27 protein-coding genes are annotated in these 26,908 nt (G+C 70.9%); 14 read left to right on the top strand and 13 right to left on the bottom strand.

Going from position 1 to position 26,908, the window contains the following annotated elements:
* Positions 1-11: 11 nt before the first annotated feature.
* Together Hrr1229_RS03765 and Hrr1229_RS03760 are read right to left on the bottom strand one after the other, a co-directional pair.
* The gene (locus Hrr1229_RS03765; protein WP_123114123.1) at positions 12-887 is read right to left on the bottom strand and encodes a deoxyribonuclease IV; all 876 of its coding nucleotides are present in this window, start codon (positions 885-887) and stop codon (positions 12-14) included.
* A 74-nt stretch (positions 888-961) separates the two neighbouring features.
* The gene (locus Hrr1229_RS03760) at positions 962-1,885 is read right to left on the bottom strand and encodes a lipoate--protein ligase family protein (RefSeq protein WP_123114124.1); all 924 of its coding nucleotides are present in this window, start codon (positions 1,883-1,885) and stop codon (positions 962-964) included.
* Positions 1,886-2,031: 146 nt separating this feature from the next.
* Here Hrr1229_RS03760 and Hrr1229_RS03755 point away from each other — a divergent pair, with 146 nt between their 5' ends.
* The 9 genes from Hrr1229_RS03755 to Hrr1229_RS03715 all read left to right on the top strand — a co-directional run bounded on the left by Hrr1229_RS03755 (position 2,032) and on the right by Hrr1229_RS03715 (position 10,964).
* On the top strand, positions 2,032-2,946 hold the full coding sequence (locus Hrr1229_RS03755; RefSeq protein ID WP_123114125.1) for a serine/threonine-protein kinase RIO2: 915 nt from the start codon (positions 2,032-2,034) through the stop codon (positions 2,944-2,946).
* 192 nt (positions 2,947-3,138) lie between these two features.
* Positions 3,139-4,401: an ABC transporter substrate-binding protein gene (locus Hrr1229_RS03750; protein ID WP_123114126.1), complete on the top strand. Its 1,263-nt coding sequence runs from the start codon at positions 3,139-3,141 to the stop codon at positions 4,399-4,401.
* Positions 4,398-5,381 carry an FAD-dependent oxidoreductase gene (locus Hrr1229_RS03745; RefSeq protein ID WP_123114127.1) on the top strand — a complete coding sequence of 328 codons (984 nt, stop codon included), beginning with the start codon at positions 4,398-4,400 and terminating at the stop codon, positions 5,379-5,381. The genes Hrr1229_RS03750 and Hrr1229_RS03745 overlap by 4 nt, the downstream gene beginning before the upstream one ends.
* On the top strand, positions 5,378-6,550 hold the full coding sequence (locus Hrr1229_RS03740; RefSeq protein WP_123114128.1) for an iron ABC transporter permease: 1,173 nt from the start codon (positions 5,378-5,380) through the stop codon (positions 6,548-6,550). Before Hrr1229_RS03745 ends, Hrr1229_RS03740 begins: the two co-directional genes overlap by 4 nt.
* Entirely contained in the window at positions 6,551-7,456 is a 906-nt protein-coding gene (locus tag Hrr1229_RS03735; protein ID WP_123114129.1) for an ABC transporter ATP-binding protein, read from the top strand.
* 81 nt (positions 7,457-7,537) lie between these two features.
* Positions 7,538-8,776, top strand: coding sequence for an ABC transporter substrate-binding protein (locus tag Hrr1229_RS03730; RefSeq protein WP_123114130.1), 1,239 nt, complete (start codon positions 7,538-7,540; stop codon positions 8,774-8,776).
* Positions 8,777-8,953: a hypothetical protein gene (locus Hrr1229_RS03725; RefSeq protein ID WP_176329349.1), complete on the top strand. Its 177-nt coding sequence runs from the start codon at positions 8,777-8,779 to the stop codon at positions 8,951-8,953.
* 148 nt (positions 8,954-9,101) lie between these two features.
* Positions 9,102-9,911, top strand: coding sequence for an FAD-binding protein (locus Hrr1229_RS03720; RefSeq protein WP_123114131.1), 810 nt, complete (start codon positions 9,102-9,104; stop codon positions 9,909-9,911).
* Between the two features lie 24 nt (positions 9,912-9,935).
* Entirely contained in the window at positions 9,936-10,964 is a 1,029-nt protein-coding gene (locus Hrr1229_RS03715) for a hypothetical protein (protein ID WP_123114132.1), read from the top strand.
* A 42-nt stretch (positions 10,965-11,006) separates the two neighbouring features.
* Here the strand turns inward: Hrr1229_RS03715 and Hrr1229_RS03710 are convergent, their stop codons facing one another.
* Positions 11,007-12,107 carry a TrmB family transcriptional regulator sugar-binding domain-containing protein gene (locus Hrr1229_RS03710; protein WP_123114133.1) on the bottom strand — a complete coding sequence of 367 codons (1,101 nt, stop codon included), beginning with the start codon at positions 12,105-12,107 and terminating at the stop codon, positions 11,007-11,009.
* Between the two features lie 80 nt (positions 12,108-12,187).
* The gene (locus tag Hrr1229_RS03705; protein WP_123114134.1) at positions 12,188-14,422 is read right to left on the bottom strand and encodes an alpha-amylase family glycosyl hydrolase; all 2,235 of its coding nucleotides are present in this window, start codon (positions 14,420-14,422) and stop codon (positions 12,188-12,190) included.
* A 103-nt stretch (positions 14,423-14,525) separates the two neighbouring features.
* On the opposite strand from Hrr1229_RS03705, the gene Hrr1229_RS03700 reads away from it, so the two are divergent.
* Positions 14,526-16,655 (top strand): glycoside hydrolase family 15 protein, encoded by a 2,130-nt coding sequence (locus tag Hrr1229_RS03700; protein WP_123114135.1) that lies wholly within the window; start codon positions 14,526-14,528, stop codon positions 16,653-16,655.
* A gap of 20 nt (positions 16,656-16,675) precedes the next feature.
* Here the strand turns inward: Hrr1229_RS03700 and Hrr1229_RS03695 are convergent, their stop codons facing one another.
* The 5 genes from Hrr1229_RS03695 to Hrr1229_RS03675 form a co-directional block, all read right to left on the bottom strand.
* Positions 16,676-17,575: a bile acid:sodium symporter gene (locus tag Hrr1229_RS03695; protein WP_176329348.1), complete on the bottom strand. Its 900-nt coding sequence runs from the start codon at positions 17,573-17,575 to the stop codon at positions 16,676-16,678.
* A gap of 201 nt (positions 17,576-17,776) precedes the next feature.
* Positions 17,777-17,959 (bottom strand): hypothetical protein, encoded by a 183-nt coding sequence (locus tag Hrr1229_RS03690; RefSeq protein WP_123114137.1) that lies wholly within the window; start codon positions 17,957-17,959, stop codon positions 17,777-17,779.
* 118 nt (positions 17,960-18,077) lie between these two features.
* On the bottom strand, positions 18,078-18,896 hold the full coding sequence (gene hisF / locus Hrr1229_RS03685) for an imidazole glycerol phosphate synthase subunit HisF (protein ID WP_123114138.1): 819 nt from the start codon (positions 18,894-18,896) through the stop codon (positions 18,078-18,080).
* 44 nt (positions 18,897-18,940) lie between these two features.
* On the bottom strand, positions 18,941-19,942 hold the full coding sequence (locus tag Hrr1229_RS03680) for a glycosyltransferase (RefSeq protein ID WP_123114139.1): 1,002 nt from the start codon (positions 19,940-19,942) through the stop codon (positions 18,941-18,943).
* A gap of 82 nt (positions 19,943-20,024) precedes the next feature.
* Positions 20,025-20,297: a winged helix-turn-helix transcriptional regulator gene (locus tag Hrr1229_RS03675; RefSeq protein ID WP_123114140.1), complete on the bottom strand. Its 273-nt coding sequence runs from the start codon at positions 20,295-20,297 to the stop codon at positions 20,025-20,027.
* Positions 20,298-20,448: 151 nt separating this feature from the next.
* On the opposite strand from Hrr1229_RS03675, the gene Hrr1229_RS03670 reads away from it, so the two are divergent.
* Together Hrr1229_RS03670 and Hrr1229_RS03665 are read left to right on the top strand one after the other, a co-directional pair.
* Positions 20,449-20,841 (top strand): PPOX class F420-dependent oxidoreductase, encoded by a 393-nt coding sequence (locus tag Hrr1229_RS03670; RefSeq protein ID WP_123114141.1) that lies wholly within the window; start codon positions 20,449-20,451, stop codon positions 20,839-20,841.
* A gap of 76 nt (positions 20,842-20,917) precedes the next feature.
* Positions 20,918-21,634, top strand: a complete 717-nt coding sequence (locus Hrr1229_RS03665; RefSeq protein WP_123114142.1) for a class I SAM-dependent methyltransferase — start codon at positions 20,918-20,920, stop codon at positions 21,632-21,634.
* A 132-nt stretch (positions 21,635-21,766) separates the two neighbouring features.
* On the opposite strand, the gene Hrr1229_RS03660 is transcribed toward Hrr1229_RS03665, so the two are convergent.
* Positions 21,767-22,144 (bottom strand): hypothetical protein, encoded by a 378-nt coding sequence (locus tag Hrr1229_RS03660; RefSeq protein ID WP_123114143.1) that lies wholly within the window; start codon positions 22,142-22,144, stop codon positions 21,767-21,769.
* 334 nt (positions 22,145-22,478) lie between these two features.
* Here Hrr1229_RS03660 and Hrr1229_RS03655 point away from each other — a divergent pair, with 334 nt between their 5' ends.
* Both Hrr1229_RS03655 and Hrr1229_RS03650 read left to right on the top strand, forming a co-directional pair.
* Positions 22,479-23,165, top strand: coding sequence for a bacteriorhodopsin (locus Hrr1229_RS03655; RefSeq protein ID WP_255212579.1), 687 nt, complete (start codon positions 22,479-22,481; stop codon positions 23,163-23,165).
* A gap of 64 nt (positions 23,166-23,229) precedes the next feature.
* The gene (locus Hrr1229_RS03650; protein WP_123114145.1) at positions 23,230-23,454 is read left to right on the top strand and encodes a hypothetical protein; all 225 of its coding nucleotides are present in this window, start codon (positions 23,230-23,232) and stop codon (positions 23,452-23,454) included.
* A 36-nt stretch (positions 23,455-23,490) separates the two neighbouring features.
* Here Hrr1229_RS03650 and Hrr1229_RS03645 read toward each other — a convergent pair whose 3' ends face one another.
* The 3 genes from Hrr1229_RS03645 to Hrr1229_RS03635 all read right to left on the bottom strand — a co-directional run bounded on the left by Hrr1229_RS03645 (position 23,491) and on the right by Hrr1229_RS03635 (position 26,888).
* Positions 23,491-25,569 (bottom strand): AAA family ATPase, encoded by a 2,079-nt coding sequence (locus Hrr1229_RS03645; protein WP_123114146.1) that lies wholly within the window; start codon positions 25,567-25,569, stop codon positions 23,491-23,493.
* Between the two features lie 150 nt (positions 25,570-25,719).
* Positions 25,720-26,136: a TRAM domain-containing protein gene (locus tag Hrr1229_RS03640; protein ID WP_123114147.1), complete on the bottom strand. Its 417-nt coding sequence runs from the start codon at positions 26,134-26,136 to the stop codon at positions 25,720-25,722.
* Between the two features lie 101 nt (positions 26,137-26,237).
* Complete coding sequence (locus tag Hrr1229_RS03635) at positions 26,238-26,888, bottom strand: helix-turn-helix domain-containing protein (RefSeq protein WP_123114148.1); 651 nt, start codon at positions 26,886-26,888, stop codon at positions 26,238-26,240.
* Between the last annotated feature and the right edge of the window lie 20 nt (positions 26,889-26,908).

Below are 26,908 nucleotides of genomic sequence, written 5' to 3'. Positions count from 1 at the left end.
GCCCCGCGAACTCAGTCCGCCCGCAGTTCGCGGACGCGCTCGATGTTCCACGCGAAGCTCTTCCCGTCCTCGGTCGGCGTCTCCAGCGCCAGCGGCACGTCCGTCAGGTCCGGGTGGTTGACGATCCGCTCCATCCCCGCCTCGCCGATGTGCCCCTCGCCGATGTGGGCGTGCTCGTCCTTGTTGGTGCCGCAGGCGTGCTTCGAGTCGTTGAGGTGGATGTACTCGAGGTGCTCTAACCCGACGACGTCGTCGAACTCGTCGACTGTCTCGTCGACCGCCCCGGCCGTCGAGAGGTCGTAGCCCGCCGCGAACGCGTGGGCGGTGTCGACGCAGACGTCGATGTCGGTCTCGGTGCGGTCGATGATCCCCGCAAGGTGCTCGAACTCGTCGCCGAGCTTCGTCCCCGCGCCGGCGTCGCTCTCGATGAGGATCGTCACGTCGTCGGGCACGTCGACGTCGTCGATCACCGAGGCGGCGTTGTCGAGCCCGCCCTCGACGCCGGCGCCCGTGTGTGCGCCGAGGTGGACGTTAACGTAGGGTATGTCCAGCTTCGCGGCCGCGTCGACCTCCTTCTGCATCGAGTCGAGCGACTTCTCGCGGAGCCCCTCCTTCGGCGTGCAGAGGTTGACGAGGTAGGAGGTGTGGATCACCCACGGCCCGACCAGATCGCGTTCGGTCCCCTCGCGGAACAGCTTCGCCTCCTCGTCGCCGATGTCCGGGTCCTGCCACACCTGCGGCGAGTGGGTGAAGATCTGCCCGCAGTTGCCGCCGAACTGCTTCTGTCTGAACACCGCGTTCGCGATGTTCCCGTACGGCGGCGTTTCGGGATCGTTGGACGCCCGCGAACCGGAGATCGAGACGTGTGCGCCGACCTTGAGACTCATACGAACACCACGGGGGCGACTGAAAAAGCCCCTTCGGAACGCCGGCCGGTCTGTCTCCTCTCCCCTTCGGGTGACTACGCGTCGTCGTTCCCGGGCCGCGTCCGGACCCACCCGTCGTCGCGGTACTTCGCCTCGACGAGCTCTTCGGCCCGCGCGAGCTCCGCGCTCGACCACGCCCCGTCGCGGTCGAGCGAGACTCCGTCGCCCTCGGGGTCGTCACCGTCGCCCGCCCCGACCACCCACTCGACGAGCGCCGCCTCGACCGCCGCCACGGCGTCCGCCCGGTCGACGTCGGCCAGCTCGTCCATTCCGACGACGCGCTCCCCGAACTCGCCCGGCGTCACCGGCGGGTCGGCGAAGGTCCCGAGGTGGCGTTCCGCGTCCACAGAGAACGTCAGTGAGCCGTGCTGGATCACGGCGTCGCGTTTGCGGTACTGCGCGTTACCGGCGATCTTCCGACGGCCTTCGGCGCCGTCACCGTCCGTCGCGCCGTCACCGCCCGTCGCGCCGCCACTCTCCGTCGACCCGCCCGCCACCACGTCGTGCGCCGGATGCAGCTCCCGGAGGTAGCAGGCGGGGTGATACAGCTCCGGCACGGACTCCTCGACGTAGCCGGCGTCGATCCCGAGGCGGTCGAACGCGTCGAGGACCGGTTGACAGAGCAGGTGGTAGCAGTCGAGCAGCTCGCCGGGCACGTCGGCGGCCGGCACCGCGATCGAGTAGGCCACGTCGCCGCGCCCGTCGTGGTAGATCCCGCCGCCGCCGGTCTGTCGGCGCGTCACGTCGATCCCCTCGCGCTCGCAGAACGCCCAGTCGACCGTCGCCGGGTCCTGTCGGTAGCCGAGCGTGAGACAGTTCGGCTCCCACCGGTACGTCCGAACCGTCGCCGGCCCGCCGGCCGCCGCCGTCTCCGCCGCGACCTCGTCGAGCGCCATCTGCATCGGCCCCGGACGGGCCTCCTCTCGAATCAGTCGCCAGTCCCCCGTCGGCGCGGTCATGCGCGCCACTCCGCCCGCCGCCCCGAAAGCCGTTGCGCTCGGCGGGATGCGACCGCCGAAACCGGATTTGCTATCGCGGAATGCGATTTATCAGCCTAGTTCGCGGAACGCGCTCCCCTTTTAGGAATCGCCGGAGTAGGGGGCGTATGGTTCGAAACGTCGCCGGCGACATGGCGGAGCTCGACCCCGAGGACTTCTATCTCCTCTCGGGCGTCGAGCAGGGGATGCGGTTCTCCGAGTGGGTCCGTCGCGACAAGCTCCCCGACTACGCCGACCTGACGCGCGAGGAGGTCGACTACCGGATCGACCGGTGTCTCGACCGCGAGCTGATCCAGCGGAAGACGATCCAGTACGAGGGGTACCAGCTCACGTTCGAGGGGTACGACGCCCTGGCGCTCCGGACGTTCGCCGAGCGCGAGACCATCGACGGCGTGGGCTCGCCCCTGGGGTTCGGCAAGGAGGGAGACGTGTACGAGGCGCAGTCGTTCAAGCCGCTCGCCTTGAAGTACCACCGGGAGGGGTACACCAACTTCCGCGAGGTGAACCGCGAGCGCGAGTACACCGCCGACCGCGACCACGTCTCCTGGATGTACACCGCGCGCAAGGCGGCCGAACGCGAGTACGAGGCGATGGAGGCGATGTACCCCGACGTGAGCGTGCCGCGGCCGGTCGATCACAACCGGCACGCCATCGTGATGGACAAGTTCGACGGCGCGGAGCTCTCTCGCGCGAAACTCGACCCCGAACAGGCCTCCGCGGTCCTCGATTTAGTCCTCCGGGAGCTGGTGACCGCCCACGACCTCGGCTGGGTCCACGCCGACATGTCCGAGCACAACGTCGCGGTCGCGGAGAGCGGCGTCACGATCTTCGACTGGCCGCAGGCGGTCCCGGTCGACCACGAGAACGCTCGCGAGTTCCTCGAACGCGACGTCGCGAACCTCCTGCGCTACTTCAGCCGGAAGTACCCCCACGAAGTCCCCAGAGACGCCGATACCGACGGTATCGCGGCCGCTATCGCCGACGGCTCGTTCGAGACGGTTCGCGCGTTCGCGGCGGAATAAATCTCATATCGCGATACGAATTCCGTTCTCTGCGGTGGTCCCCGTCTCGTCGCCTCGCCGCCTGCATCAGCTCTCATTCGTCGCCTCGCCGCCCGCACCGACCGTCTCCGAACGAGCTCGTCGCGTGAGACGATCGTTTAGGTCTGCCTAAGATTCGAAACCGATTTAATCCTTTAGGGTCGCCTAAAATCCATGGAGCCAGACGCGGACCGACCCGCCGCGACGCGCCGCGACGCGATCAGGTACTGCGGCGCCGCCGCCGGCGCGGGACTGCTCGCGGGGTGTGCCGGGATCGAGCCGACGGACGGGTCGGCGTCGACCGGATCCGGGGACGACGGTTCGGGGGCTGCCGATCAGGGGGACGGCTCGGCGAGCGGGGACGCGGGCACGGGATCGTACACGGCCGAGCTGGCGCCGGTCGGAGAGGTCGCGTTCGACGCCGTTCCGGAGGACGTCATGGTGTACAGCCTGTTGTACGCCGACCTCGCCGTCGCGCTTGGCCACGGCGACGCGGTGAACTCCCTCGGGTTCGACGCGGACGCCGGCGGGAACACGCTCGACGCCTACTACGCCGGCCTCGACGGCGTCGCCTTCGACCGCGAGGGGCTCGCGCAGCTCAACTCCGGCTCGGGAGGCGTCTCCGTCGACCGCGAGCTCCTCTACGAGCTCGACAGCGACCTCCACCTCGCGGACCCCTGCCTGTTCGCGTCCTTCGACGGCTGGAGCGAGGCCGACGTGGCCGAGGTCCGCGACAACGTCGCGCCGTGGTTCGGGAACGTCTACAGCCGTCGGCACTCCGAGCCGCCGGAGCCGTGTCGCGACGAGTACGCGTACTACACGCTCCCGGAGATCGGCGAGCGCGTCGCCGCCGCGTTCCGGGAGGAGGAGCGCTTCGCCGCGCTCGAGACCGTCCGCGAGGACCTGGTCGAGACGATCCGCGGCGACCTCCCGCCCGCAGAGGAGCGCCCGACGGTCGCCGCGCTCATCTACATGGACGGGACGTACTACCCCTCCCGGACCGACGAGCCGGGATTCGCGAACGCGCACGTCCGGCCCTTCGACGTCCCCGACGCCTTCGCCGCGGACGACGTCACCTACGAGACGGCGTACGACCACGAGCGGCTGCTGGAGGTCGACCCGGACGTCGTCCTCCACCAGTACGGTATCGCCTCCTACTACGACGTGGGGGCGATCCGCGAGGAGCTCGCCGACCACCCGGTCGCCGGCGAGCTCTCCGCGGTCGAGAGCGACCGGTTCTACCCCTCGGGCCATCCGGTGCAGGGACCGATCATGAACCTGTTCCAGCTGGAGATGACCGCCAAACAGCTGTTCCCGGAGCGGTTCGGCGAGTGGCCGGGCTACGAGCACGGCGACGACTACCCGGAGATTCCGGAGTCAGAGCACCTCTTCGACCGCGACCGGGTTGCGGCGATCGTCGCCGGTGATGCGGAATGAGCGACGGCGACGATCGCGAGGAGACCGACCGCGGCGAGGGCGCCGAGGAGATTGACTACGACGCCGTCGTGGTCGGCGGCGGTCCCGCCGGCTGTTCGGCCGCGGTCTTCGCCGCCCGCGAGGGGCTCGACGTCGCCGTGTTCGACCGCGGCCGGTCGTCGATCGCGCGCTGCGCGCACCTCGGGAACTACCTCGGGTTCCCCGGCGGGATCGACGTCGAGACGTTCTACGACCTCGCGCACGAGCACGTCGAGCGCGCGGGCGCCGAGCTCGTCGACGACCTCGTCGAGTCGGCCGAGAAACGGGACGGAGGCGAGGCGGAGACGCGGTTCCGCGTCACCCCGCAGGAGGGCGAGCCGGTCACCGCCCGCCGCGTGGTGGCGGCGACGCGGTACGGCGACGAGTACCTCCGCGGGCTCGACGACGACGACGCGATGTTCGAGACCCACGACCACGGCGGCGAGGTCCACGAGCACTTCGACCGGGAGTACGCCGACCCCGACGGGGCGACGCCGGTCGACGGGCTCTACGTCGCCACTCCCTCCGAGGCCGACCGACAGGTGGTCACGGCGGCCGGGCGCGGCGCCCGCGTCGCCCGGCGGGTCGTCACGGACGCGCGGATCGACGACGGCTGGTGGCCCGCGGCGGCAGAGGGCGTCGACTGGGTGCGCCGCGAGGCCGAGCGCGACGAGGAGTGGGCCGACCGCGAGCGGTGGGTCGAGTGGTTCGACGATCGCCACGCCGACGCTCCCGTCGACCCGGACGGGGAGCGGTTCGCCCGGGTCCGCGAGGCGGCGATCGACGAGGCGCTGTCGGCGTACGTCGACGCCGACGAGGTCGAGGCGCGGACCGCCGAGGGACGGCGCGCGCTCGCCGGCCACATCGACCCCGACGCCGCCGTCGACGCCCACGGGGCCGACGCGCTGCTCGACGCCATGGACGACGAGGACATCGCCGCGTACGCCGAGGGGACGCGATGAGCGGCGGGAGGTCGGTCGCCGGTGAGGGCGCCGCGCGCCGGGCGTCAGAGGGGCGGATCGGGGCGCTGTTCGACCCCAAACTGGTCTCGGTCGCGCTCGCCAGCGTCGCGGTCGTCGTCGCCGGCGGGCTCGTGCAGGTGAGCTTCGGCGCGTACTCGATGACGATCGGCGAGGCGTGGCGCGCTGTCCTCGATCCCGCGGTCCTCCTCGACCCGCGGTGGCTGTTGAACTTCGTCGTCGGCGAGGGGCTGATGCGCTCGATCACCGGCTTTCAGGGGGAGCTCCCCGAGCTGGCACACGAGACGCTCATCGTCTGGAACATCCGGCTTCCGCGGGTGTTCGTCGCGGCTATCGTCGGGATGAACCTCGGCGTCTCGGGAGCCATCTTCCAGGCGGTCACCAGGAACGAGCTCGCGAGCCCGTTCATCCTCGGCGTCTCCTCGGGCGCGGGGCTGATGATCCTGCTGACGCTCGTGGTGTTCGGGGGGCTCTCGGCGTTCCTCCCGCTGATCGCGGCGCTCGGCGGCGCGGTCGCGTTCCTGGTCGTCTACGCCATCGCGTGGAAGAACGGGACGAGCCCGGTCCGGCTCGTGCTCGCGGGCGTAATCGTCGGGACCGTCTTCAACAGCCTCCAGACGGGGCTGTTCTTCTTCGCGGACGACATCGGCGTCGTCCAGTCGGCGATCCAGTGGACGACGGGGTCGCTGACGGGGACCGACTGGGAGCAGGTCCGGATGGCGCTGCCGTGGACGGCCGTGGCGGTGGCGTTGTCGCTCGCGGGGTCGCGACAGCTGAACCTCCTCCTCCTGGGCGAGCAGACGGCGAAGTCGCTGGGGATGTCGATCGAGAAGGTGCGGTTCGCGCTCTCCGGCGTCGCCGTGCTGGCGGCCGCCGCCAGCATCGCGGTGGCCGGCATCGTCAGCTTCGTTGGGCTGATCGTCCCCCACATGGTGCGGAATCTCGTCGGCAGCGACTACAAGCGGGTGATCGTCGGCTGTCTGTTCGTCGGTCCCGCGCTGATGGTCGCGGCCGACGTGGGCGCGCGCCTCGGGATGGGCGTGATCACGGGCGCGGCCTCGCAGATCCCGGTCGGAATCGTCACCGGGCTGATCGGCGGCCCGTACTTCCTGTACCTGATGCGGCGACAGCAGAACATGGGTGAACTCTAAATGTCAACGGAGAACGCGGACGCGACGGAGATCGACGCGACGGACGGACCGGACGGATCGAACGACGCGGGCGCCTCGGCGACGGCCCGAGGGGAGCCCGCGACGGACGCGAGCGACCTCGACGGCGAGGACCTCGTCTTAGGGTATCCGAACGCCCCGGGGCCCGTCATCGACGGCGAGTCGATCGCGGCCGAACCCGGCGCCGTCACGGCCCTCGTCGGTCCGAACGGCTCGGGAAAGAGCACCCTGCTGAAGGGGCTGGCGACGCAGCTCGCGCCGGAGGACGGCTCCGTGCTGGTCGACGGCCGCGACGTGCACGCGATGGACACGAAGGCGCTCGCCCGGAAGCTCGGGCTGCTCTCGCAGGAGAGCACCTCGCCGAACAGCATCACGGTCGAGGATCTAGTGTACCACGGACGGTACCCCCACCGCGGCTTCTTCGAGCGGACGACCGACGAGGACGCGGTTGCGGTTGAGGAGGCGATCGAGCTCGCCGGCTGCGGTCACCTGCGCGACCGCGAGGTAGGGAGCCTCAGCGGCGGGCAAAAGCAGCTCGCGTGGATCGCGATGGTGCTCGCACAGGACACCGACGTGCTCCTCCTCGACGAGCCGACGACGTTCCTCGACCTCCATCACCAGATGGAGGTGATGGAGATCATCGAGACGCTCCGCGACGAGAGCGACGTGACCGTCGTCGTCGTGCTCCACGACATCGAGCAGGCCGCCCGGCTCGCCGACCGGATGGTCGCGCTCAAGGACGGCGAGATCCGCGCCCGCGGCGCCCCCGAGGAGATCGTCACCGAGGACCTGCTCGCGGACGTGTTCCGCGTCGACGCCGACGTGGTGCAGACCGAGAACGGACCGCGCGTCACGCCGCTGCGCGCGCGTCACGCGGAGTCGGAGTAGATCGGTCCGTCCGTCTCCGCGACTTGTTTAGGCCGGCCTAAAAACCGAAGCGGTTAAATTGTTTTAGGCTAGCCTAAAAACATGCGCAGAGACGACGCGGCACGCGGAGACCCGACCCGCAGAGCGTTCGCGAAGTACGGCAGCACGGTCGCGCTCGGCGGCCTCCTCGCCGGCTGTGTCGGCGGCGGCGACGCCGACCCCGAGTCGCCGGACGGCGGCGCGGCGGATTCCGATTCGTCCGACGGCGGCGAGTCGGCGGAGTCCGAGACCGACGCCGACGACGGGAGCTACACGGCGTCGATCTCGCCGATGGGCGAGGTGGCCTTCGAGTCGCCGCCGGAGACGGTGTTCACGCGCCTCACCCACCACGCGGGCATGGCGTTCGCGCTGGGCCGGGGGAACGACGTCACCGCGCTGCACGCGCCCGACTACTACGACGGCCTCTGGAACCAGTTCGTCGAGCGGCTCCCGGGCGTCTCGCTCGATTGGTCCGGGCGTTACTCCTCGTGGCAGCCGGACAAGGAGAAGCTGTACGGCCTCGACAGCGACGTCCACCTCGCGGACCCCGCGTGGATCACCCGGCAGGACGCGTGGGACCGCGCCGACGTCGACGAGATCGCCGAGAACGTCTCGCCGTGGTTCGGCAACTCCCTCAGCGACCGCCGTCAGGAGCCGGCGGACGAGTGGGCCGACGGGTACCAGTACTACGGGCTCTGGGAGCAGTTCGAGATCGTCGCCGAGGCGTTCCGAGAGCGCGAGCGCTACGAGGCACTCGCGGGCGTCCGCGACGACCTCCTGTCGACGATCGAAGGCGGTCTGCCGCCGGAGGAGGAGCGACCGACCGCGATCATGATCGCCGCGGCCGACATCGAGAGCATCTACGCGTACACGCTGAGCAACCCCGGCTTCCTCACGTCGCACACGCGCCCGCTCGGCCCGCGCGACGCGTTCGAGGGGAGCGTCGAGTCGGGGACGGTCGTCGACTTCGAGACGATACTCGAGGCCGACCCGGACGTAATCCTCTACCTCGGCGGGATGGAGCCGGGGACTGACATGGCCGGGCGGCGGGCCGCCTTCGAGGACGATCCCGTCGGCTCGGAGGTCACCGCGGTACAGAACGACCGGATCCACCCGCAGGGCGCCCGCTATCAGGGGCCGGTCCTCAACCTCTTCCAGCTGGAGATGACGGCGAAGCAGCTGTACCCCGAGACGTTCGGCGAGTGGCCGCGCTACGAGGAGGGTCCGTACCCGGAAATCCCGGATGGAGAGCGGCTGTTCGACCGCCAGCGCGTCGCGGACGTCATCAACGGGGAGGTATAAATGCGCGCCCGCGAGTGGGCCGTCGCGGCGACGTACGGCGACCCGACCGACTACGACGTGCCGGCGCTGCCGGCGTGGCGGGTCGAGCGCGGCGACGCCGGCGACATCGCGTTCGCGGCGGCCGACGGCGACGAGCCGTTCATCGCCGCCGCCAACCCGGTTCGAGTGCGGCGATGAGCGAGGCGAGGCCGGCCGGTCGACCGCGCATCGCGCCTGACCCGCGGGACCGAAGCTCATACTTCGTCTCGCCCGCGTCACCGGGTATGGATCCGAACCACGGACGGACCGCGGACCGCGACCGACGGTGCGGGCCGGAGGCCGACCGATGACCGAGGGACCGACCGACTCGCGCGACGCCGTCGTCGTCGGCGGCGGCGTCGCCGGGCTCTCGGCGGCCGTGTTCACGGCGCGGCAGGGGCTCGACACGCTCGTCGTCGACGCCGGCGAGTCGATCCTCCGGCGGAACGCCCACCTAGAGAACTTCCCGGGGTTCCCGCTCGGCGTCAACGCCCGACAACTGCTCGACCTCCTCGGCGAGCAGGCCGAGACCGCGGGGGCGGACCGGCTCGACGCGCGGGTCACGCGGGTCGCGGCGATCGAGGGGTCCGGCGATGTCGACGGCGACGACTCGGACGGCGACAATTCGAACGGCGACGACCCGAACGACGGCGCCCGCTTCGCCGTCGAGACCGACGGCGACGACCGGGTCCGGACGCGGTACGTCGTCGCGGCCACGAAGAACGAGGTCGGCTACCTCGACGGGATCGACGGCGTCGGGATCCTCGACCGCGGGAAGGCGTACGTCGACGTCGACGAACGCGGCCGGACCGGCGTCGACGGGCTGTACGCGGCGGGGCGGCTCGCGGAGAAGCCCCATCAGGCCGCGGTGTGCGCCGGGCACGGCGCCGAGGTCGCGGTCACGCTGCTGGAGGACGACGACGCGCCGTTCTACCACGACTGGGTGGCGCCGGAGGGGTACTTCACGGACCGCGGCCGCGACCTGCCGCCCGGCTGCGAGGAGATCGACGCCGAGGAGCGCCGCGAGCGCGAGGCCGCCTCGCTCGACGCGACGCGCGAGCGGTTCGCGGACCCGCACCCCGACCCGCAGGAGACGCACCCGAGCTTGGAGGAGTGACCCCATGAGGAGCGTGACCCCGACGTGATCGGGACGACCCTGGCCGCGATCAGCGACCACATCGAGTCGCTGGCCTCGACCGACGGCGAGTACTCGCTCGTCTGCGCTCGCTACGGCGACCGACCGGTCCCCGCGGCCGGGCTCCGCTTCGAGAGCCGGACCGCCGCGCGCGCCGCGGCCCGCGCCACCGAGCAGTACCGCGACGCGCTCCGTCGGTACGACCCGCAGGTCCCGTACTACGACGTGATCGTGCGGCAGGAGTACGCTGGCGACGAGGGCGTCGGCCTCGGCGCCCGCGACGGAAGCGCCGACGGCGACGCCGGAAGCGGTCGGTCCGCCGGCGGCGAGCACGACGTGCGGCGGTTCTCGGCGGCCGAGGCGGCGGCCTGGTCGCTCTCCGACCCAGTCGTGAGCCGAGACGGTGACGACCGTTCGGATCGCGGTCGGAGCCCGGGTCGGGACGGCCGCTCGGACGGAACTCCCGCTCCGAGCCGCGACCTCGTCGGGTTCTGCCACGACGCGGCGGCGGCGGTGTTCGAGGCCCTCTCGGCGGGCGACCACGACGCGGTCGAGTCGGCGGTCATGGACGCGTACTTCGCGTTCGCGGAGGAGCGGTCGGACCCGGACGGCCTCTGTCTCCGGCTCCTCGAGGCGGTGGCGTTCGAGCTTCGCCGCGGCCTCGAGCCGACCGAACAGGCCGCGGTGCTGGCCGACGCCGCGTCGCGGCTCCCCGCCGCGCCCGACGCGGACCCGGTGGCGGGGGCGTTCGAGCGCCTCGCCGGAGCGGGGGTCGTCGGGAGCTACGCGGCCGACCCGAGCGGCGACGAGCCGCCAGCGGCGTCGAGGGTCGTCCACGTGTCCGACTACGCGCTGAGCCCCCAGGACGGGCGATTCCCGACGCTACCCATCGTCCTCGAACTCTGCCGACACGGCGATCGGTCGCCCCCGAGTGCGATCCGCGTCGACGCCGCGGAAGGGGGCTGGCGGCTCCGAATCGAGCCCGCCGCCGACGAGGAGCCCGCCGGACTGGCGAGCGCCCCGATCCGCGGGTAGGTCGGCGTCGACCCGCGCGGCGTCGATCCACTCGGGGCGGACCTACTCGGCGTCGGCGGTGCCGCCGGACTCGTCGTCGTCGCCGGCCTCGATCCGCACGAGGTCGGCCTCGACGTCCTCGACGAACGCGCCCTTGCCGCCCACGGTGACGGTGCCGTCGTCGGTCTCCACGACGAGTGAGTGTTGGACCGGGAACTCGTTGTTCGTCGGCTCGACCATCCCCTGTTTCGCCTCGACGACGCGGCCGTCGAGCTCGACCGGCTCGTCGCTCTCCGTCCACCGCCCGCCGACGGTCACGCGCGGGAGCTGTCCGGCGCGGAGGCGCAGGGTCGCCTGCAGGACGGTGTGCCGGAAGTTCGCGTACTCCGCCGGCAGCGGCGCCGGCGGCGCGGTCGCGGCCTCGGTCGCGGCCGGCCAGTAGTTCCCGAGGAAGGAGCCGACGATGACGGGCGCGAGCTGCTCCTGCGAGAAGTGGATCGCCTGTCGGTCGGTGTCGGACCGGCGGAGGAGCTCGGGCGGGGCGACGACGCCGGCCGCGGAGTCGACGGTGAGCAGCGTGGGCATCGCCTCGCTCCACGTCCGGACGACGCTGGCGACGCCCTCGAACGCGTCGACGTCGAGGTCCTCCTCGGCGAGGTCGTCCTCGGCGTCCGAGACGACGAGGAGCACGAGGACGCCCCGGTCGACCGCGTCCGAGAGCGACTCGCGGATCTCGGGGAGGTGGTCGGCCGTGATCGACAGCGCCGCCTCCGACTCGGCGTCGCCGAGCAGCGAGCGGATCCGCTTGATGACGGTGACGCGGGACTTGATCACCTCGAACTGCTCGACGGACCGCTCCACCCGCGAGAAGCGCTCCTCCAGCCCGGGCCGGATCGCGTCGACGTCGGAGCGGAGCCGGTTTATCACCTCGTCGGGCGGGTTCGCGCGGATCGTCGTCGGCACGACGTGGTCGTTCACCTCGACGAACCCGCGGTCCGCGAGCGACTCGCTCACGCTGTAGACGTAGCGCTTCGACACGCCGGCGGCGTCCGCGATCGTGCTCGCCTTCGCCTCGCCGTGCTCCAAGAGACTGAGATACGTGTCGATCTCCTTGTCCGAGAGCCCGAACCGGCGGAGGAGGTCGTTCAGCGTCCGGTCGTCCATACGGGAAGAGGACGAGGCGCCCACTTATAAACGCCGGAGACCGCAACCCGCGCCGGCCGCTCGGTCGACGCCGCGGCCGATTATTTAAAAACCGCGACGGCTTCGACGTCGACTTCGGCACCGACCGCCCGGTCCGCGAACAGGTCGGTCTCGACTCGCTCCGGCACCGCGACGGTCGCCGGCTCGCTCGCGAAGTTGACGACGACGAGGAGAGGGTCGTCTCGATTCTCCGCGGCGCGGACCCACGCAGTCACCCGCTCGGGGTCGCCGTCGACGACGCGCACGTCGGCGGCCTCGAAGTCGACGGCGCCCTCGCGGAGGACCGGCTCGCGCTCGCGGAGCGCGGCGAGGTCGCGGTGGAAGTCGGTGAGGTTGTTGTCGCCGTCGTGCCACCGGATCGGGCCCCGGTACGTCTCGTTGCCGCGCTCCTGCCCGGCGTAGATCATCGGCGCGCCGGGGAGCGCGAAGACGGTCGCGGCGGCGGCCTTCAGCGCGTCCCGGCCGTACTCGGCGAGGTACCGCTCCTCGTCGTGGTTCTCGACGTAGCGCAGCTGCGCGGCCGGGTCGTCGAAGCCGAGCCACGCGGCGCGGTCGAACGCGTCGGCGACCGCGTCCGCGGGCGCCTCGCCCGCGCCGGCGTCGCAGAGGACCTCGTACAGGGAGGTGTCGTAGTGGAGGTCGAACTCCCCCTCGCCGTAGAAGGGGTCGTGCGGGAGCGTCTCGTCGAGGAGGAGTACGTCGTCGGGGACGCGGTCGGCGACCTCCTTCCAGAAGCCGTGCGGGACCCCCCACGCCACGTCGGCGCGGAAGCCGTCGACGACGGCGGCCCACTCGTCGACCACGTCCAGCAGCCACGCGCGGACCGTCGGGCTGTCGAAGTTGAGGTTGGGGATCCGCCGCCAGTTGAAGTAGTACTCCGGCATGTCGCCGGGAGCGAGCTCCGCCCAGTCGGTGCCGGTCACGTCGAACGCGCCGTCGGCCCGCCGGTAGTGGTCGGCGTACTCGTCGACGCCGGCAGCGTGCAGCTGGAAGGCGGGATGATCGCGGGAGGTGTGGTTGATGACGAGGTCGAAGACCACCCGAATGCCGGCGTCGTGGCAGGTCTCGACCAGCGACTCGAACGCCTCCCGAGAGCCGAGGTCGCTCGCCGTCTCGTAGTAGTCGGTGACGTGGTAGCCGTGCTCCGTCGGCGAGGCCAGCACGGGCGTCAGCCAGAGCGCGTCGACGCGCAGGCTCTCCAAGTACGGCACGCGGCGCTCGATCTCGCGGAACGTGGTCGGCAGGGTGTCGCCCGCGAACGACCGGACGAAGACCTCGTATATCGTCGGCGAGTCGGTCCACTCGGGCGGCGCGTGGGGGTCGCTCACCGTGAGCGACGCGTCGTCGCCGCCGTCTTCGGCGGTCCGTTCGTCGTCGTCGGGCCCGATCCGCACCGTCTCGGCGGCCCCGTACCGCTCCGCGCGCGGGACCGCGTGGACCCGGATGCCGTCGCCGCCGAGGGCCTCGTCGGGGATTTCATCGAGCGGAACCGCGAGCGTGGCACCGTCCGCGAGTGACTCGATCCGCGCGACCGTCTCGGGATCCGCGTCGCGGTCGTCGACGAGGAACTCGACGTCGACGCGGGGCTCGTCCGACGCGTCGCCGTCGCCCAGCCTCGGCGGGGCGTCGACGTCGGCCGTCAGAACGACCGTCGAGCCATATCCTCCGCCGCCTTCGCTCTCCTCCACGCACGCGTCGAGCGAGAGGCGGGGGCGGCCCGGTCCGGAGACCTCGACGACGTCGCCGTGCTCGTTGCTCGGGTCGTCGTTGGCGACGAAGCTGAACCCGTGACGCCCGGGCGGCACGCGGGCCTCGACCACCCAGTCGTCGCCGTCGCGCTCGGGGCGGTCGCGGGCGAGGAGGCGCTCGTTGTGCGCCCACATCAGCGAGACGCGGTCGACGTCGGCGTCGTCCACCGGGAGGTCCGCAGCGGGCACGCGCAGCTCCGCCTCCCGGCGTTCGTCCGGGAAGGCGCGCACCCGCTGGCGGTGCGTCCCGTCGGGCGCGTCGAGCGTCAGGACGTAGGTCCCCGGCGCGTCGGGCCGGAGGTGGACGACCGGCGCGTCCGATCGGCTCGTCTCGCCGCGGCGGAGGACCGGCTCCCGCCGTTCGGCCTCCGATCCACCTTTTTCAGGCCCGTCGCCGGCGCCGACGGCGCTCCCGTCGGGCGCGTCGCGGACCGTCCACTCGTATGTCCCGTCCGGATCCGGGGAGCGCGGCGCCAGCTCGACCGATTCGCCGACGCTCGTCGTCCGCGGGGGCCCGGGTTCGTGCATGCCGGTACCCGGGCGTCCCCCGGCTTGAGCGTTTCCGTTCTCCAAAGATACGAATGAAGATTACACCAAAACTTCATACACGGAGGGGGCGTTTACCAGCGTAATGCAACTCCGCGACGCGCTCGACGACTACAAGCGCAACACCGGACACGCCACCCGGTTCCCCGGTGAGCGCCGGACCGTTACCGGGCGGTTCTCCGGCGGCGAGGGGCGGTTAGTCCACGTCGACGAGGACGGCGAGCTCCGCGACTTCGGCTACCCGCTGACCGGCCGGACCGGGCTGGTCCGATCGCGGCTCGGACTCGCCGTCGGCGGCGACGTCACCTGGCTCGACGAGGTCGACACCGCCCAGCGGTACGTCGGCGACACGACGGTGATCGAGACGGTCCACGAGGCGGACGCCGCGACCGTGACCCGCCACGACGTCACGCTCGGCGACGCGCACCTCACCCGCGCGACGGTCGACGTTGGGGAGGACGGGCACGCGAACGTCGACCCCGAGGCGCTCTCGCTCGTCGTCTACGCCCGGTTCGCGCCCGACGGCCGCGACGACCGCGTCGGCCAGCTCCGGTACGACGACGCGGTCGAAGTGTACCACGCCGACGAGCACGACTTCCTCGCGAGCGACACCGGGTTCTCGGACCTGCGCGGCCAGCTCCCGGCGACGTTCCCGGAGCTCCTCGAGGAGACGCCGACGGACCTCCCCCGCGACCGCGACGGCGACCGCTACGAGGAGGAGCGGCTCTCCGGCGAGGTCATCGCCGACGTCCCCTTCGAGGACGGCGTCGCCGCGGTCGCCTCGCTCCTGACCGACCGCGCCGAGACGACGCGCGAGGCGGCCCGCGCCCGGCTCGACGAGCTGTTCGCCGATCTCGATTCCGTGGACGCGCTCGCCGCGGCCGCCGGCGAGACGACGCCCTCGGTCCCCGAGTCGGCGCCGGCCCGCGAGTCGGTGATCGCCGACCTCCGCGTGCTCTCCCTGCTCTCGGCCGAGTCCGGGCTCCGGATCGCCGGCCCCGACTTCGACCCCTTCTACGCGACCTCCGGCGGCTACGGCTACACCTGGTTCCGCGACGACGCGGAGATATCGGCGTTCCTGCTCGGCGCCGACGACCGGCTCGGGCTCGGGCTCGGCGACTGGCACGCCCGCTCGGCCGAGATGTACGTCGCCACCCAGCGCTCGGACGGCTCGTGGCCCCACCGCGTGTGGCCGCGGAACGGCGCGCTCGCGCCCGGCTGGGCGAACGCCCGCATCGAGGACGGCCCCGACGTGGACTACCAGGCCGACCAGACCGGCAGCGTCATCGCCTACCTCGCGCAGGCGCGTGAGGCCGGCGTGGACGTCGCCGACCTCGACGCGACTCTCGTCGCCGCGCTCGCCGGGCTCGACGAGACGCTGGAGGACGACGGCCGCCCCGTCGTCTGTCAGAACGCGTGGGAGGACAGCGCCGGGCGGTTCGCCCACACCGCGGCGACGTTCCTGGAGGCGTACAGCGAGCTCGCGCTCCACGGCGACGGGCTCGACGCCGGCGACCTCAACGCCGCCGACCTCGACGCCGCCGCCCTCCCGGACGACCTCGCCGGCCACGCCAGCGATCAGGCGACCCGCGTATACGAGGCGCTCGACGACCTCTGGGTGCCCGAACGCGGCTGTTACGCCCTCCGAGAGACGCCCGAGGGGGCGATCGACGACCGGCTCGACTCCTCGACGCTGTCGCTGGCGAGCGCGCACCGGTCGTTCGACGCCCTCGGCGAGAGCGGCGCTGACGGCGAGGGTGACGACGGAGCCGTCGACGCGGAGCGGCTCGACCGGCTCGTCTCGCACGTGGAGACGGTCGTCGACGGGCTCGCCCACGAGAGCGACGAGATCGCGGGGCTGATCCGCTACGAGGGCGACGCGTGGCGGCAGGCCGGCCAGCTCTCGGAGAAGGTGTGGACCGTCTCGACGGCGTGGGGCGCGAACGCCTGCGCCGAGCTCGCGGCCCTGCTCGCGGCTCACGACGACCCGCGGGCCGACCGGCTGGCGGAGCGCGCCCGCGAGCTCCTCGCGCACGTCTCGCCCGGCGGAACGCTGTGCGAGTCGACGAGCTACCTCCCCGAGCAGTTCTTCGACGACGGGACGCCCGACAGCGCCACCCCGCTCGGCTGGCCGCACGCCATCCGACTGGCGACGGTCGCGCTGTTACACGACCGCGACCTGCCGACGCCCGATCCCGTCGCGGTCGACGACTGACCGGGAGGGGTCTGTCTCCCTCACGTCGCGTCCGCGAGCGCGGCGCCCCCGGTCTGCTGGACGACGTAGTAGACGATTATCGAGACGGTGACCAGCGGGTCGGCGAACGGGAGCGAGACGAGCAGCGCGATTCCGAGATTTTTCAGATTCGTGGTGAAAAACAGGGCGAACGCCCGGTCTCGTTCGATTCCGAACGCGCGCTGACAGCACGCGCTGAGCGCCGCGCCGACGCCGAAGAGGCAGCCCGCGACGCCGACGACGGCGAGCAGCGTCGCGGCGTCGATCCCGACGACGCCCGCGCCGGCGACGGCCGTGTAGATCAGGAGGAGTATCGCGAGCGTCGACCCCCGTTCGACCGCGTCGGTCGACAGCGCGTCGGTCGGAACGGCGGCCGTGAGCAGGGCTCCGCCGCCCACGATCACGGCCAGATCCGTGAGGATCGACGCGGTGGGGACGGCGATCCGCGAGCCGACGAGCCGCGTGAGCACGAGGGGCGTCGCCGCGGGCGCGAGGAGCAGCGACGCGATCGAACTGACCGTCGCCAGTTGCACGTCGCCGCGCGCGAGCCGCGTCCAGATTATCGCGCTTCCCGCGGTCGTCGGCACCGAGAGCGCGATCGCGAACCCGAGGACGGCCCCGGTTCCGGCCGCGTCCGCGAACGCGAACTCGACGAGGCGTATCCCCCCGAGCGGCAACACGACGTACGAGAGACAGAGCGAGAGGGCGACCACCGCGGCGTACGACGAGTAGTCGATCGCCGCGAACCGGGCCCCTCGGAGCGACGTGAACACGAGGAACACGACGAGCGGCGTGATCAGCGGATCGAGATACGGCGACGGCCCCGGAACGAGAACGCCGACGGCGACGGCCCCGAGCACGAGGAGCAGGTTCGAGAACCGCGCGACGAGGGCCCGTGTCATCTGTGGATCCGACGCAGGGTGAGGGGTTGCCGACGGGGGGTAATAAATCGGTGGTGACCGCTCGTCCCTTCAGCCACCGCGTGGCCGGCTCAGGAACCGCGTCGCTGGCGGCCGTCCGCGATACCCGCGTTTCGTTTCCCGTACTCCCGCCCCGGACTCACGGAGTCGTAAAAAGGGGCCGCCTGCACCGCTCCGGGTCCCCTACCGCCACTCGTCGCGCGGCACGCAGTCCGCCTCGCGGACCGTGATCCACCGCGTCGTCCGCTCGTCGGGGTCCCGCTCCCGCTCGAAGAACGTCACCTCCCCGTCTCCCGAGCCGTCGTCGGTCCGTTTGCAGACGAGCTCCGGGCGCTCGGCACGGACACGCGTCGATGACGTGGACATACGTCACGATTCGACCGCCATCATATAATAATTGTTGGTTTCGATCGCTACTATTGGAAACTACGGCAGTTGTGAACGCACATTATTTCATATCCGAGTAGGATCGGCGTCCGTTCGCCTACAATCGGACGGGAACGCCGCGCTCGTCGAGGTACTTCTTCGTCTCCTCGATGGAGTAGTCGCCGAAGTGGAAGATGGAGGCGGCGAGCCCCGCGTCGGCGTTCGCCTCGGTGAACACCTCGTACATGTCCTCGGGGCTCCCGCAGCCGGAGGAGGCGATGACGGGGGTCGAGACGGCGTCGCACACCGCTTTCATCAGCGGGATGTCGTAGCCGTCCTTCGTCCCGTCCATGTCGATGGAGTTGACGAACAGCTCGCCGGCGCCGCGCTCCTCGGCCTCCTTCGCCCACGAGACGGCGTCGATGCCGGTGCCCTCGCGGCCGCCCTTCTTGGTGCACTCGAACCACACCGTCTTGCCGTCGTCGTCCTCGTAGAAGTGCTCGCCCGCGTCGTCGTGCCGCCGGCGCGCGTCGACGGAGATGACGATACACTGGCTGCCGAACGCCGCGGCGCCCTCCTCGATGAGCTCGGGACGCTCCAGGGCGCCGGTCGTGATCGACACCTTGTCCGCCCCCGCGCGGAGCGTCTCCTTGATGTCCGCCTTCGTGCGGATGCCGCCGCCGACGGTGAGCGGGATGAAACACTCGTCGGCGACCGCGTTCACCACGTCGAGCATCGTCTCGCGTCCCTCCGCGCTCGCGGTGATGTCGAGGAAGACGAACTCGTCGGCGCCCGCGGCGTTGTACTTTTTCGCCAGCTCGACCGGGTCGCCGGTGTACTCCAGGTTCTCGAAGTTGACGCCCGTGTACACCGCCGCGTCCCCGTCGTCGTCGAGGTCGACGTCGATACAGGGGATGATCCGCTTCGTGAGTCCCATTCGTTACCGACCGTAGACGACGGCGGAGGTTAAAAGGCGCGGGGTCACTCCTCCCGCTCGCGTCGGTCGTACTTCGCGACGGCGCGGTCGGCGCGCTCCGAGAGCCCGTTCGGGTTCCGCGCCGGGCTCCGGTCGCGGCCGCGGGCGACGAGCCCGTCCGACCCCCCGCCGGCGAGGCCGACGAGCACGTCGCGACCGGTCGCGGCCCACCGCGAGGGCGTCGACTCGCCGCGGACCACGTCGGCGGCCGCCCCGACCGCGTCCGTCGCGGCGTGCGAGCCGATCCGCGCCACCAGCTCCGGCCGGACGCCGTAGTTTTTTAAAAGGCGGTACGCGAGCGCCCGGTACTTCCAGCCCCACTCGCGGGCGCTGCGTCCGCCGTCGGCGGCGGTCGGGCTCGGCAGTTCCTTGGTCACCGCGAGGTCGTCGCGCCACGCGACCTCGCGGTCCATCCGCGCGAGCCGGTGGGCCGCGTCGCGCGCGCCGCCGGTCCGGAGGTACTCGTCGAAGCCGTCGAGGTCCCGGAGCGTCTCCCGCCGGAAAGCGACGTTTCCGCCCGCGAAGTAGGTCACGTCGCGGCCCCTGATCGTCCGGCGTTCGGGGCCCGCCGAGGTGTCGTCCGCGTCGGCGTCGTCGCTCTCGTCGGCGTCGGAGTTCACCGCGGCCGACCCGTCCGGGGCCGCCTCCGTCCCGCGGGACGGCTCGATCGGCGTCACCGGGCCCGTCACCGCGTCGGCGTCGGCGAGCCCGGCCCGGACGGCGTCGAGCCAGCCCTCGCCGATCCGGTTGTCGTAGTCGACCAGCGCGACCGCGTCGCCGGTCGCGACCTCGATGCCGGCGTTGCGGGCGACGTTGACCGTGCGGTCGGAGATCTCCACGAGCACGTCGACGTCGTCGCGGTCGCGAACCATCCCGGTCGTCCCGTCCGCGGAGGGGCCGTTGGCGACGACCACCTCCGCCTCGGGGGCGTGCGCCGCCAGCGCGTCGAGGCAGGCGGCCAGTCGGTCTCGCCCGTTGAGGGTCGGCACGACGACCGAGAGCTCCATACACCCGAGTATCGGGGCGAGGGATTAAAAAGGACTCCGTGCGGCGTCGACGACTGTTCTGTTTAAGCTGTCAGGCGTCCGTTTAAATAGTCAGGTAGTACACCTGCTTGCGCGCGTCCTTGAAGCTGTAGCGGGAGTCGACGAGCCCCTCCTCCTCTAAGCGGTTGAGCGCGTAGCGGACGGTCCGGTCGGGCAGGAGCGACTCATCGGCGAGCCCGCCCTGCGAGAGGGGCGAGTCGCCCTCCAGTACCTTCGCGACGAGCTTGGCGCTGGGGGGAAGTTCGCGTAAGCGATCGCGGTACTCGCTCTCTGAGAGGCGGTCCTGGTCGGCGGTCTCCGCTGGACTGGTACTCATACTACCTTCGAACCCTCTGCCTATTGGTAAAGGTTAGCTACATATTGGGGAATCCGATTGGGATAATATAATGTGTTAATATCACGTCTCGGCGTATAATTATCTCGATCGATCGTGTGGGTTTACGCCCGTCCCGTCCATACGAGTCGGCGTGATCCCCGAGTCCCACGTCGACGTCTTCGAGCGCGAATCGTTCGCTCACCTCGCGACCGTGACGCCCGACGGTACCCCGCACGTCACGCCGGTGTGGGTCGACCACGAGGACCGCGAGTACGTCCTCGTTAACACGGCTCGCGGGCGGCGAAAGGAGCGGAACATTCGGCGGAATCCGAAGGTCGGCGTCAGCGTGCTCGACCCGGACGACCCCTACCGCTACGTCTCGGTCCGCGGCGAGGCGGAACTGACCGAGGAGGGCGCGAACGAACACATCGACGAGCTCGCGCGGCGGTACTTCGACGTCGACGAGTACCCGCACCACGGCGAGGAGTCCGGGCCGCGGGTCATCGTCAGGATCTCGACCGAGACGGTTTCGACGAGCGGGTAGGGACGCCACCCGTCCCGGCGTTGTCCCCGACCGCATCCAGTACGGTTTTGTCGGTCGGGCGTGCAGTACGGACAACGTGAAGGGACAGGACTGGTACCAGGCCGACGAGGTCGCGGAAGAGTACGAGGACGTCCGGTTCTCGGGCGGCGGGGAGCTCATCGATCGGCGCGAGAAGGAGGCGGTCCTCTCGGCGCTCGGACCGATGGAGGAGGGCCACCGCGTGCTGGAGGTCGCCTGCGGCACCGGCCGGTTCACGACCATGCTGGCGGATCAGGGCGCCGATATCGTCGGGCTCGACATCTCTCGGGAGATGCTCGAACAGGGCCGCGAGAAGGCGGCCGAGGCGGGGCTGTCCGACACCGTCGAGTTCGTGCGCGGCGACGCCTCCCGGCTCCCGTTCCCGGACGACCACTTCGACACGGTGGTCGCGATGCGCTTTTTCCACCTGATGGACGACCCGGTGCCGTTCGCCCGCGAGCTGCGCCGCGTCAGCGCCGACCAGGTGTTCTTCGACACGTTCAACAGCCGCAGCCTCCGGACGCTGTACACCTGGCTGCTCCCGATGGGGTCCCGACTTTACTCCGAGCGGCAGGTCGTCGACATGCTCCGCGCGGCGGACCTCACGCTCGCCGGCGAGGAGCACGACTTCGTGCTGCCGTACGGCTTCTACCGCGAGCTCCCCGGCCCCGTTGCGAACCCCTTCCGCGTCCTCGACGAGCTCGTCGGGAACACGGTCCCGGGCGACTACGTGGCCTCCGTCTCCTACTGGGACGCCCGCGTCGCCGACGACTGACGACTCCCTCGTCGACCGCGTTCCTCATCGACCGCGTTCCTCGTCGACCGCACCGTTCCGCGGCTGCGTCTCCCGTCCATCCGGCGATGCCACTCGCCGGTTTCGGAATCGTCGCGCGCTAACGTGCGCGAATCAGTACGTGTGGATGATCTCACCGCACCGCAGGCACTCGATCGTGTCGCTTCGGAACAGCCGCTCTTTCTTCTCCGTCGGCCCGTTACACTCCGGGCAGACACCGAGGTTGCGCCCGTCCGCGACGCGCGCGGACAGATCCAAGAACCGGTTCTCCAGCTTCTCGATCTGTTCGGACTGGGCCTCGACCACGGACTCGAGCTCCTCGATCGTCTCTTCTCGCTCCTCCAGCGCCGACGAGAGCTCCTCGACGCGGTCCTCGTACGTGTCGAGCGCCTCCATATCGAGGGCCGTCGCCTCCGCCTCCGTCTCTCGCTCCGTCGTCGCTTCGGCCTCGTCGGTCGTTTCGGTCTCCGTCTCGGTCTCCTCGTTCGCCATACGGGCAGTACGGTCGCCAGAGTAGTGTCGTTTTGGGTCACCAGTAAGGTCCGTTCAGTCAACGGCGGCCGATACCGGATCGAAACCGCCGTCGCTCGGCACGCCGACGGCCACAGAACCCGTCGAACCGCAATTCGTTTCGCATATTTAAGACTGATAGAAAAACCCGCCTCGACAGGCCGGTAGCGGATACCTAACTATGCTGTGTCGAAGTTGATTGTTCCATAGACGGTACGTGTAGTTGCGTATGGATCCGACAGTACTGCAGGCAGGGTTCGACGTCCTCGGGGACGGTCGGCCCGAAACGCTGTGGCTAGGTATCGGGACGTTATTCATGCTCATCGGGACCTTCTACTTCATCGTGAAAGGTTGGGGGGTCACGGACAAGGAGGCCCGTGAGTACTACGCGATCACGATCCTCGTGCCGGGCATCGCGTCGGCCGCGTACCTGTCGATGTTCTTCGGCATCGGCCTGACCGAAGTCGAAGTCGCGGGCGAAGTGCTCGACATCTACTACGCCCGGTACGCCGACTGGCTGTTCACCACGCCGCTGCTCCTGCTCGACCTCGCGCTGCTCGCGAAGGTCGACCGGGTCAGCATCGGCACGCTGATCGGCGTCGACGCGCTGATGATCGTCACCGGCCTCATCGGCGCGCTCTCGCACACGCCGCTCGCGCGGTACTCCTGGTGGCTGTTCAGCACGATCTGCATGATCGTCGTGCTGTACTTCCTCGCCACGAGCCTCCGTAGCGCGGCCAAGGAGCGCGGCCCCGAGGTCGCGAGCACGTTCAACACGCTGACCGCGCTGGTGCTGGTCCTCTGGACCGCCTACCCGATCCTGTGGATTGTCGGTACCGAGGGCGCCGGCGTCGTCGGCCTCGGCGTCGAGACCCTCCTGTTCATGGTGCTCGACGTGACCGCGAAGGTCGGGTTCGGGTTCATCCTCCTGCGCAGCCGCGCCATCATCGGTGACACCGAGGCACCGGAGCCGTCGGCCGGCGAGGCGTCGGCCGCCGACTGAGGCACCCCCGACCCCTCGCACCGACTGTCGAATCGCCGTACCACTTTTCACACTCATACTATCCATGTCCGACGAATCAACCGAAACTGTCGCCGTACTGAACACCACGTCGGTCGTTGGGATCGCCGTCTGTTTCGTCCTCGCCGTCGCCGCGCTGTTCGCGCTGCCGACGGTGCAGTCCCGCGGGGTCAGCTTCGACACCGCCTTCTGGATCGTCTCCGCGGTCGAGCTGGTCACGGCGCTCGGGATCGCCTACTTCGTGCTCAACCTCCACGAGGAGCGCGGGTAGCCCGGTCTCGGAGCGCCGTCCCCTAATGGCGGCGCCTCAGTCCTGTGGCGTGGGTGGCCGTTCCCCGCGCTCTTTCACCGAGGGCGCGGTCTCGGCGAGCGCGCGCTCGAAGTGGTCGACGCCGACCGCGATCGCCTCGCTCGGCCCGTCGGCGCCGCCGCCCTCGTCGACGATCGTCTCCTCGATGGCGAGCATCGCGGCCTCGCGCACCAGGGCGGCGATGTCGCCGCCGCTGTAGCCCGCGGTCCGCGCCGCCAACGCGTCGAGGTCGACCGCCGCGGTCGTCGGCGTGTTCCGCGTGTGGATCGCGAGGATCTCCCGCCGGGCCGCCTCGTCCGGCAGCGGCGTCTCGACGGCCTTCTCGATCCGACCCGGGCGCAACAGCGCCTCGTCGATCGAGTCGGGGCGGTTGGTCGCCGCGACGACGACCACGTCGGTCAGGGGTTCGAGCCCGTCGAGCTCCGTCAGCAGCTGGGAGACGACGCGCTCGCCGGCGCCCGTGTCGTCGCCGCTCCGCTTCGGGGAGATGGCGTCGACCTCGTCGAAGAAGACGACCGCGGGGGCGTTCTCTCGCGCCGTCGCGAACAGGTCCCGCACCGCCCGCTCGCTCGCGCCGACGTACCGGTTCAACAGCTCCGGACCGTTCACCGAGATGAAGTTCGCGTCGCTGAGGCTGGCGGCGGCCCGCGCGAGCAGGGTCTTCCCGGTGCCGGGCGGACCGTACAGCAGCACGCCCGAGGGCGGCTCGATGCCGGCGCGCTCGAAGCGGTCGGCGTACTCTAAGGGCCAGTACACCGCCCGCACGATCTCGCGTTTCGCCGCCTCCAGCCCGCCGACCTCGTCCCACGAGACGGACGGGAACTCGACGGCGACGTCCCGGAGCCCGCCGGGGTCGATCGACTCCATCGCTCGGTCGAGGTCGGCCTGCCGGACCGCGGTCCGGCCCTCGCGGCGCACCGCCCGCTCCAACGCGGCGTCGACGAGCACGGCGATGTCGGCGAGGACGAATCCGTTTATCCGGGTCGCCGTCTCCGCGAAGTCGACGTCCATCGCGAGCGGGACGTCGCGCGCGACGCTCTCTAACGCCGCCTCCCGGTCCTCAACGCTCAGCGGTGCGAGCTCGACTTCGCGATCGAACCGCCCGCCGCGCCGCAGCGCCTCGGGGACGCGCTCGGCGTCCGTCGTCACCCCGACGACGACGGTCCCGTCCGCGGCCCGCAGCTCGTCGAGCGTCTCGCGGAGCCGGTCGCCGAGCGTCGCGGCGGCGCCGTCGTCGCCGAGCACCTCGAGGTCGTCGAGCAGGACCACCGCCCGGTCGGCGTCGCTCGCGGCCTCGACGACGCGGTCGAGCCGCCGCTCGCGGTCGCCGGCGCTCTCGCCGCGCAGCCGCGCGGCCGAGGCCGTGACGAGGGTCGCGTCGACCGCGGCCGCGACGGCCTCGACGAGCGTCGTCTTGCCGGCCCCGCGCGGCCCCCGAAGGAGGAGCCCGAGCGTCGTCGGCCGGCCGGCCGCCGCGAACGACTCCCGGCCGTCGAGCCGGGTCGCGGCCGCCTCGCGGAGCTCGCGGAACGTCGCCGCGGGCACGACGCTGTCGCCGTCGGGGAGGTCAGGCTCGCTCACCACCGCCCCGGTCCCCTCGTCGGTCGTGACGTCGATCTCGGTCCCCTCCCCGACGATCCCGGGCGAGGACGGCGCCACGTCCTCGACGACGAACGTGAGCGTCAGCGCGCCGCCGAGCAGGGTCGCCTCCACCGCGTCGTCGACGGAGACGGCGGTCCCGTCGAGGCGCCGCCGCAGGGCGGCCGCCGCGCGGGCGAGGTCCATCGACTCGTCGAGCCGCAGGGTGACGGCCGACGCCGGGACGGCGTCGGCGGGCTCGACCGTCACCGAGTCGCCGAGCTCGGCGTCCGCATTCCGGCGGATCGGCTCGGGGAGGCAGGCCCCGCCGGGGTCGCCGTCGACCCGCGCCGCGACCGCGACGGTCGTCCGGCCGCCCCGGACGCTCACGGTCTCGCCGGGGTCGACGCCGAGGTCGGAAAGCACCGACGCGGAGAGCCCGACCCGGCGGTCACCGACCGACTCGGGGGCGTTCGCGACCGGCAGTCGAACGCTCATGTGGGGCATGGTCGTGGGGGAATCCGCTCGTCGGCGACGCTCGTCGACTCCATGGGATCCGCTACGCGCGGATCGCACTAAGAAGCCACGACGACACGCGAGAGAATCCGCGACGGGCCGTGCGTCGTCAACCGCCGTTTCGTCTCGTCGTCACGCCGACTCCTCGACGACCTCGCCGACCGCGAAGTTGGACTTGACCTCCGTGATCTCGATCTTCACGCGCTCGCCGACCTCCGTGTCGGGGACGATGATCACGTAGCCGCGCTCGACGCGGGCGATCCCGTCGCCCTGCTTGCCGAGGTCCTCGATCTCGACGTATCGCATCTCGCCCGGCTCGACCGGTGGCTGGGGCCCGTCGTCGGCGCGGGACGCGGAGACGTCGGTGTCGCCCCCGGCCTCGTCGTCGGCCTCGGCCGCCGAGCGGGAGATGAGCGCGACCCGATACGTCTCGCCGGGCTCCAGCGATCCGGTCTCGATCTCGCGGCCCGGGACGTCGACGACGTACTCGCCGTCCTCCTCGCGAACGTCGGTGCTGAACAGACAGAGGAGCTTCTCTGAGATCTCCATAGTAGAGTTCACCGGTAAGTGGCGACGGACCAGTATAGTTGTACCGCCGCCTCCTCGTCGGGCGGGACGGCGCTCGCGGAGCGCCCCGTGGAGCCGGGGACTCACCCGTCGAGTAGCGCCTCGACCAGCGCCGCCTCGGCCTTGCGCAAGTGCGCTCCCGCCGTCGACGAGGAACAGCCGAGCGCCTCGGCGACGTCGGCCACCGATCCCGTCCGAGGCACGTCGTAGTACCCGACGCGGCGCGCGGCGCGGAGGGCCTCTCGCTGGCGCTCCGTGAGCTCGACGCCGGCCAGCCGCCGACCGCCGCCGTACGAGCCGATCCGGTCGATATCGACGTCGATCGGGTCCGGCACGGCGGCGAAGACGTCCCGCAGTTGGTCTGGCGGGCCGATCAGCCCGAACGACAGTCGGCCCCCGGACCGGTACACGATCGGCGGCACGGAGAGGAACTCCGTGTCGACGAACGCGCCGAGGAACGCCTCCAGCGGTCCACCGAGCCGTTCGTACGCCTTGAGGTAGAAGGCGCCGTCGCCCGGGGCCGTCTCGAACCGATCGATGGAGTCGACCTCCCGGAGCCGGTCGAGATACGGCTCTCGGGGTGCGAGGACGCGGAACAGCGTGACGAGCGTCTCGTCGGGGAGCCGCCGCCACGTCAACAGCTCTGTCCGCCAGCCGTCCCCCTCGTCGAGGTACCCGTGCATCGGATGCCGGACCGACGGCGGAAACGCGAACTGCACGCGAACGTATCGCATGGTAGTTATCACGACGTCCG

The sequence above is a fragment of the Halorubrum sp. CBA1229 genome (genome assembly GCF_003721435.2).
GTDB lineage: Archaea > Halobacteriota > Halobacteria > Halobacteriales > Haloferacaceae > Halorubrum.
The sequence above is the reverse complement of the archived record's forward strand: the minus strand, read 5'-3'. Positions and strand labels throughout refer to the sequence as shown.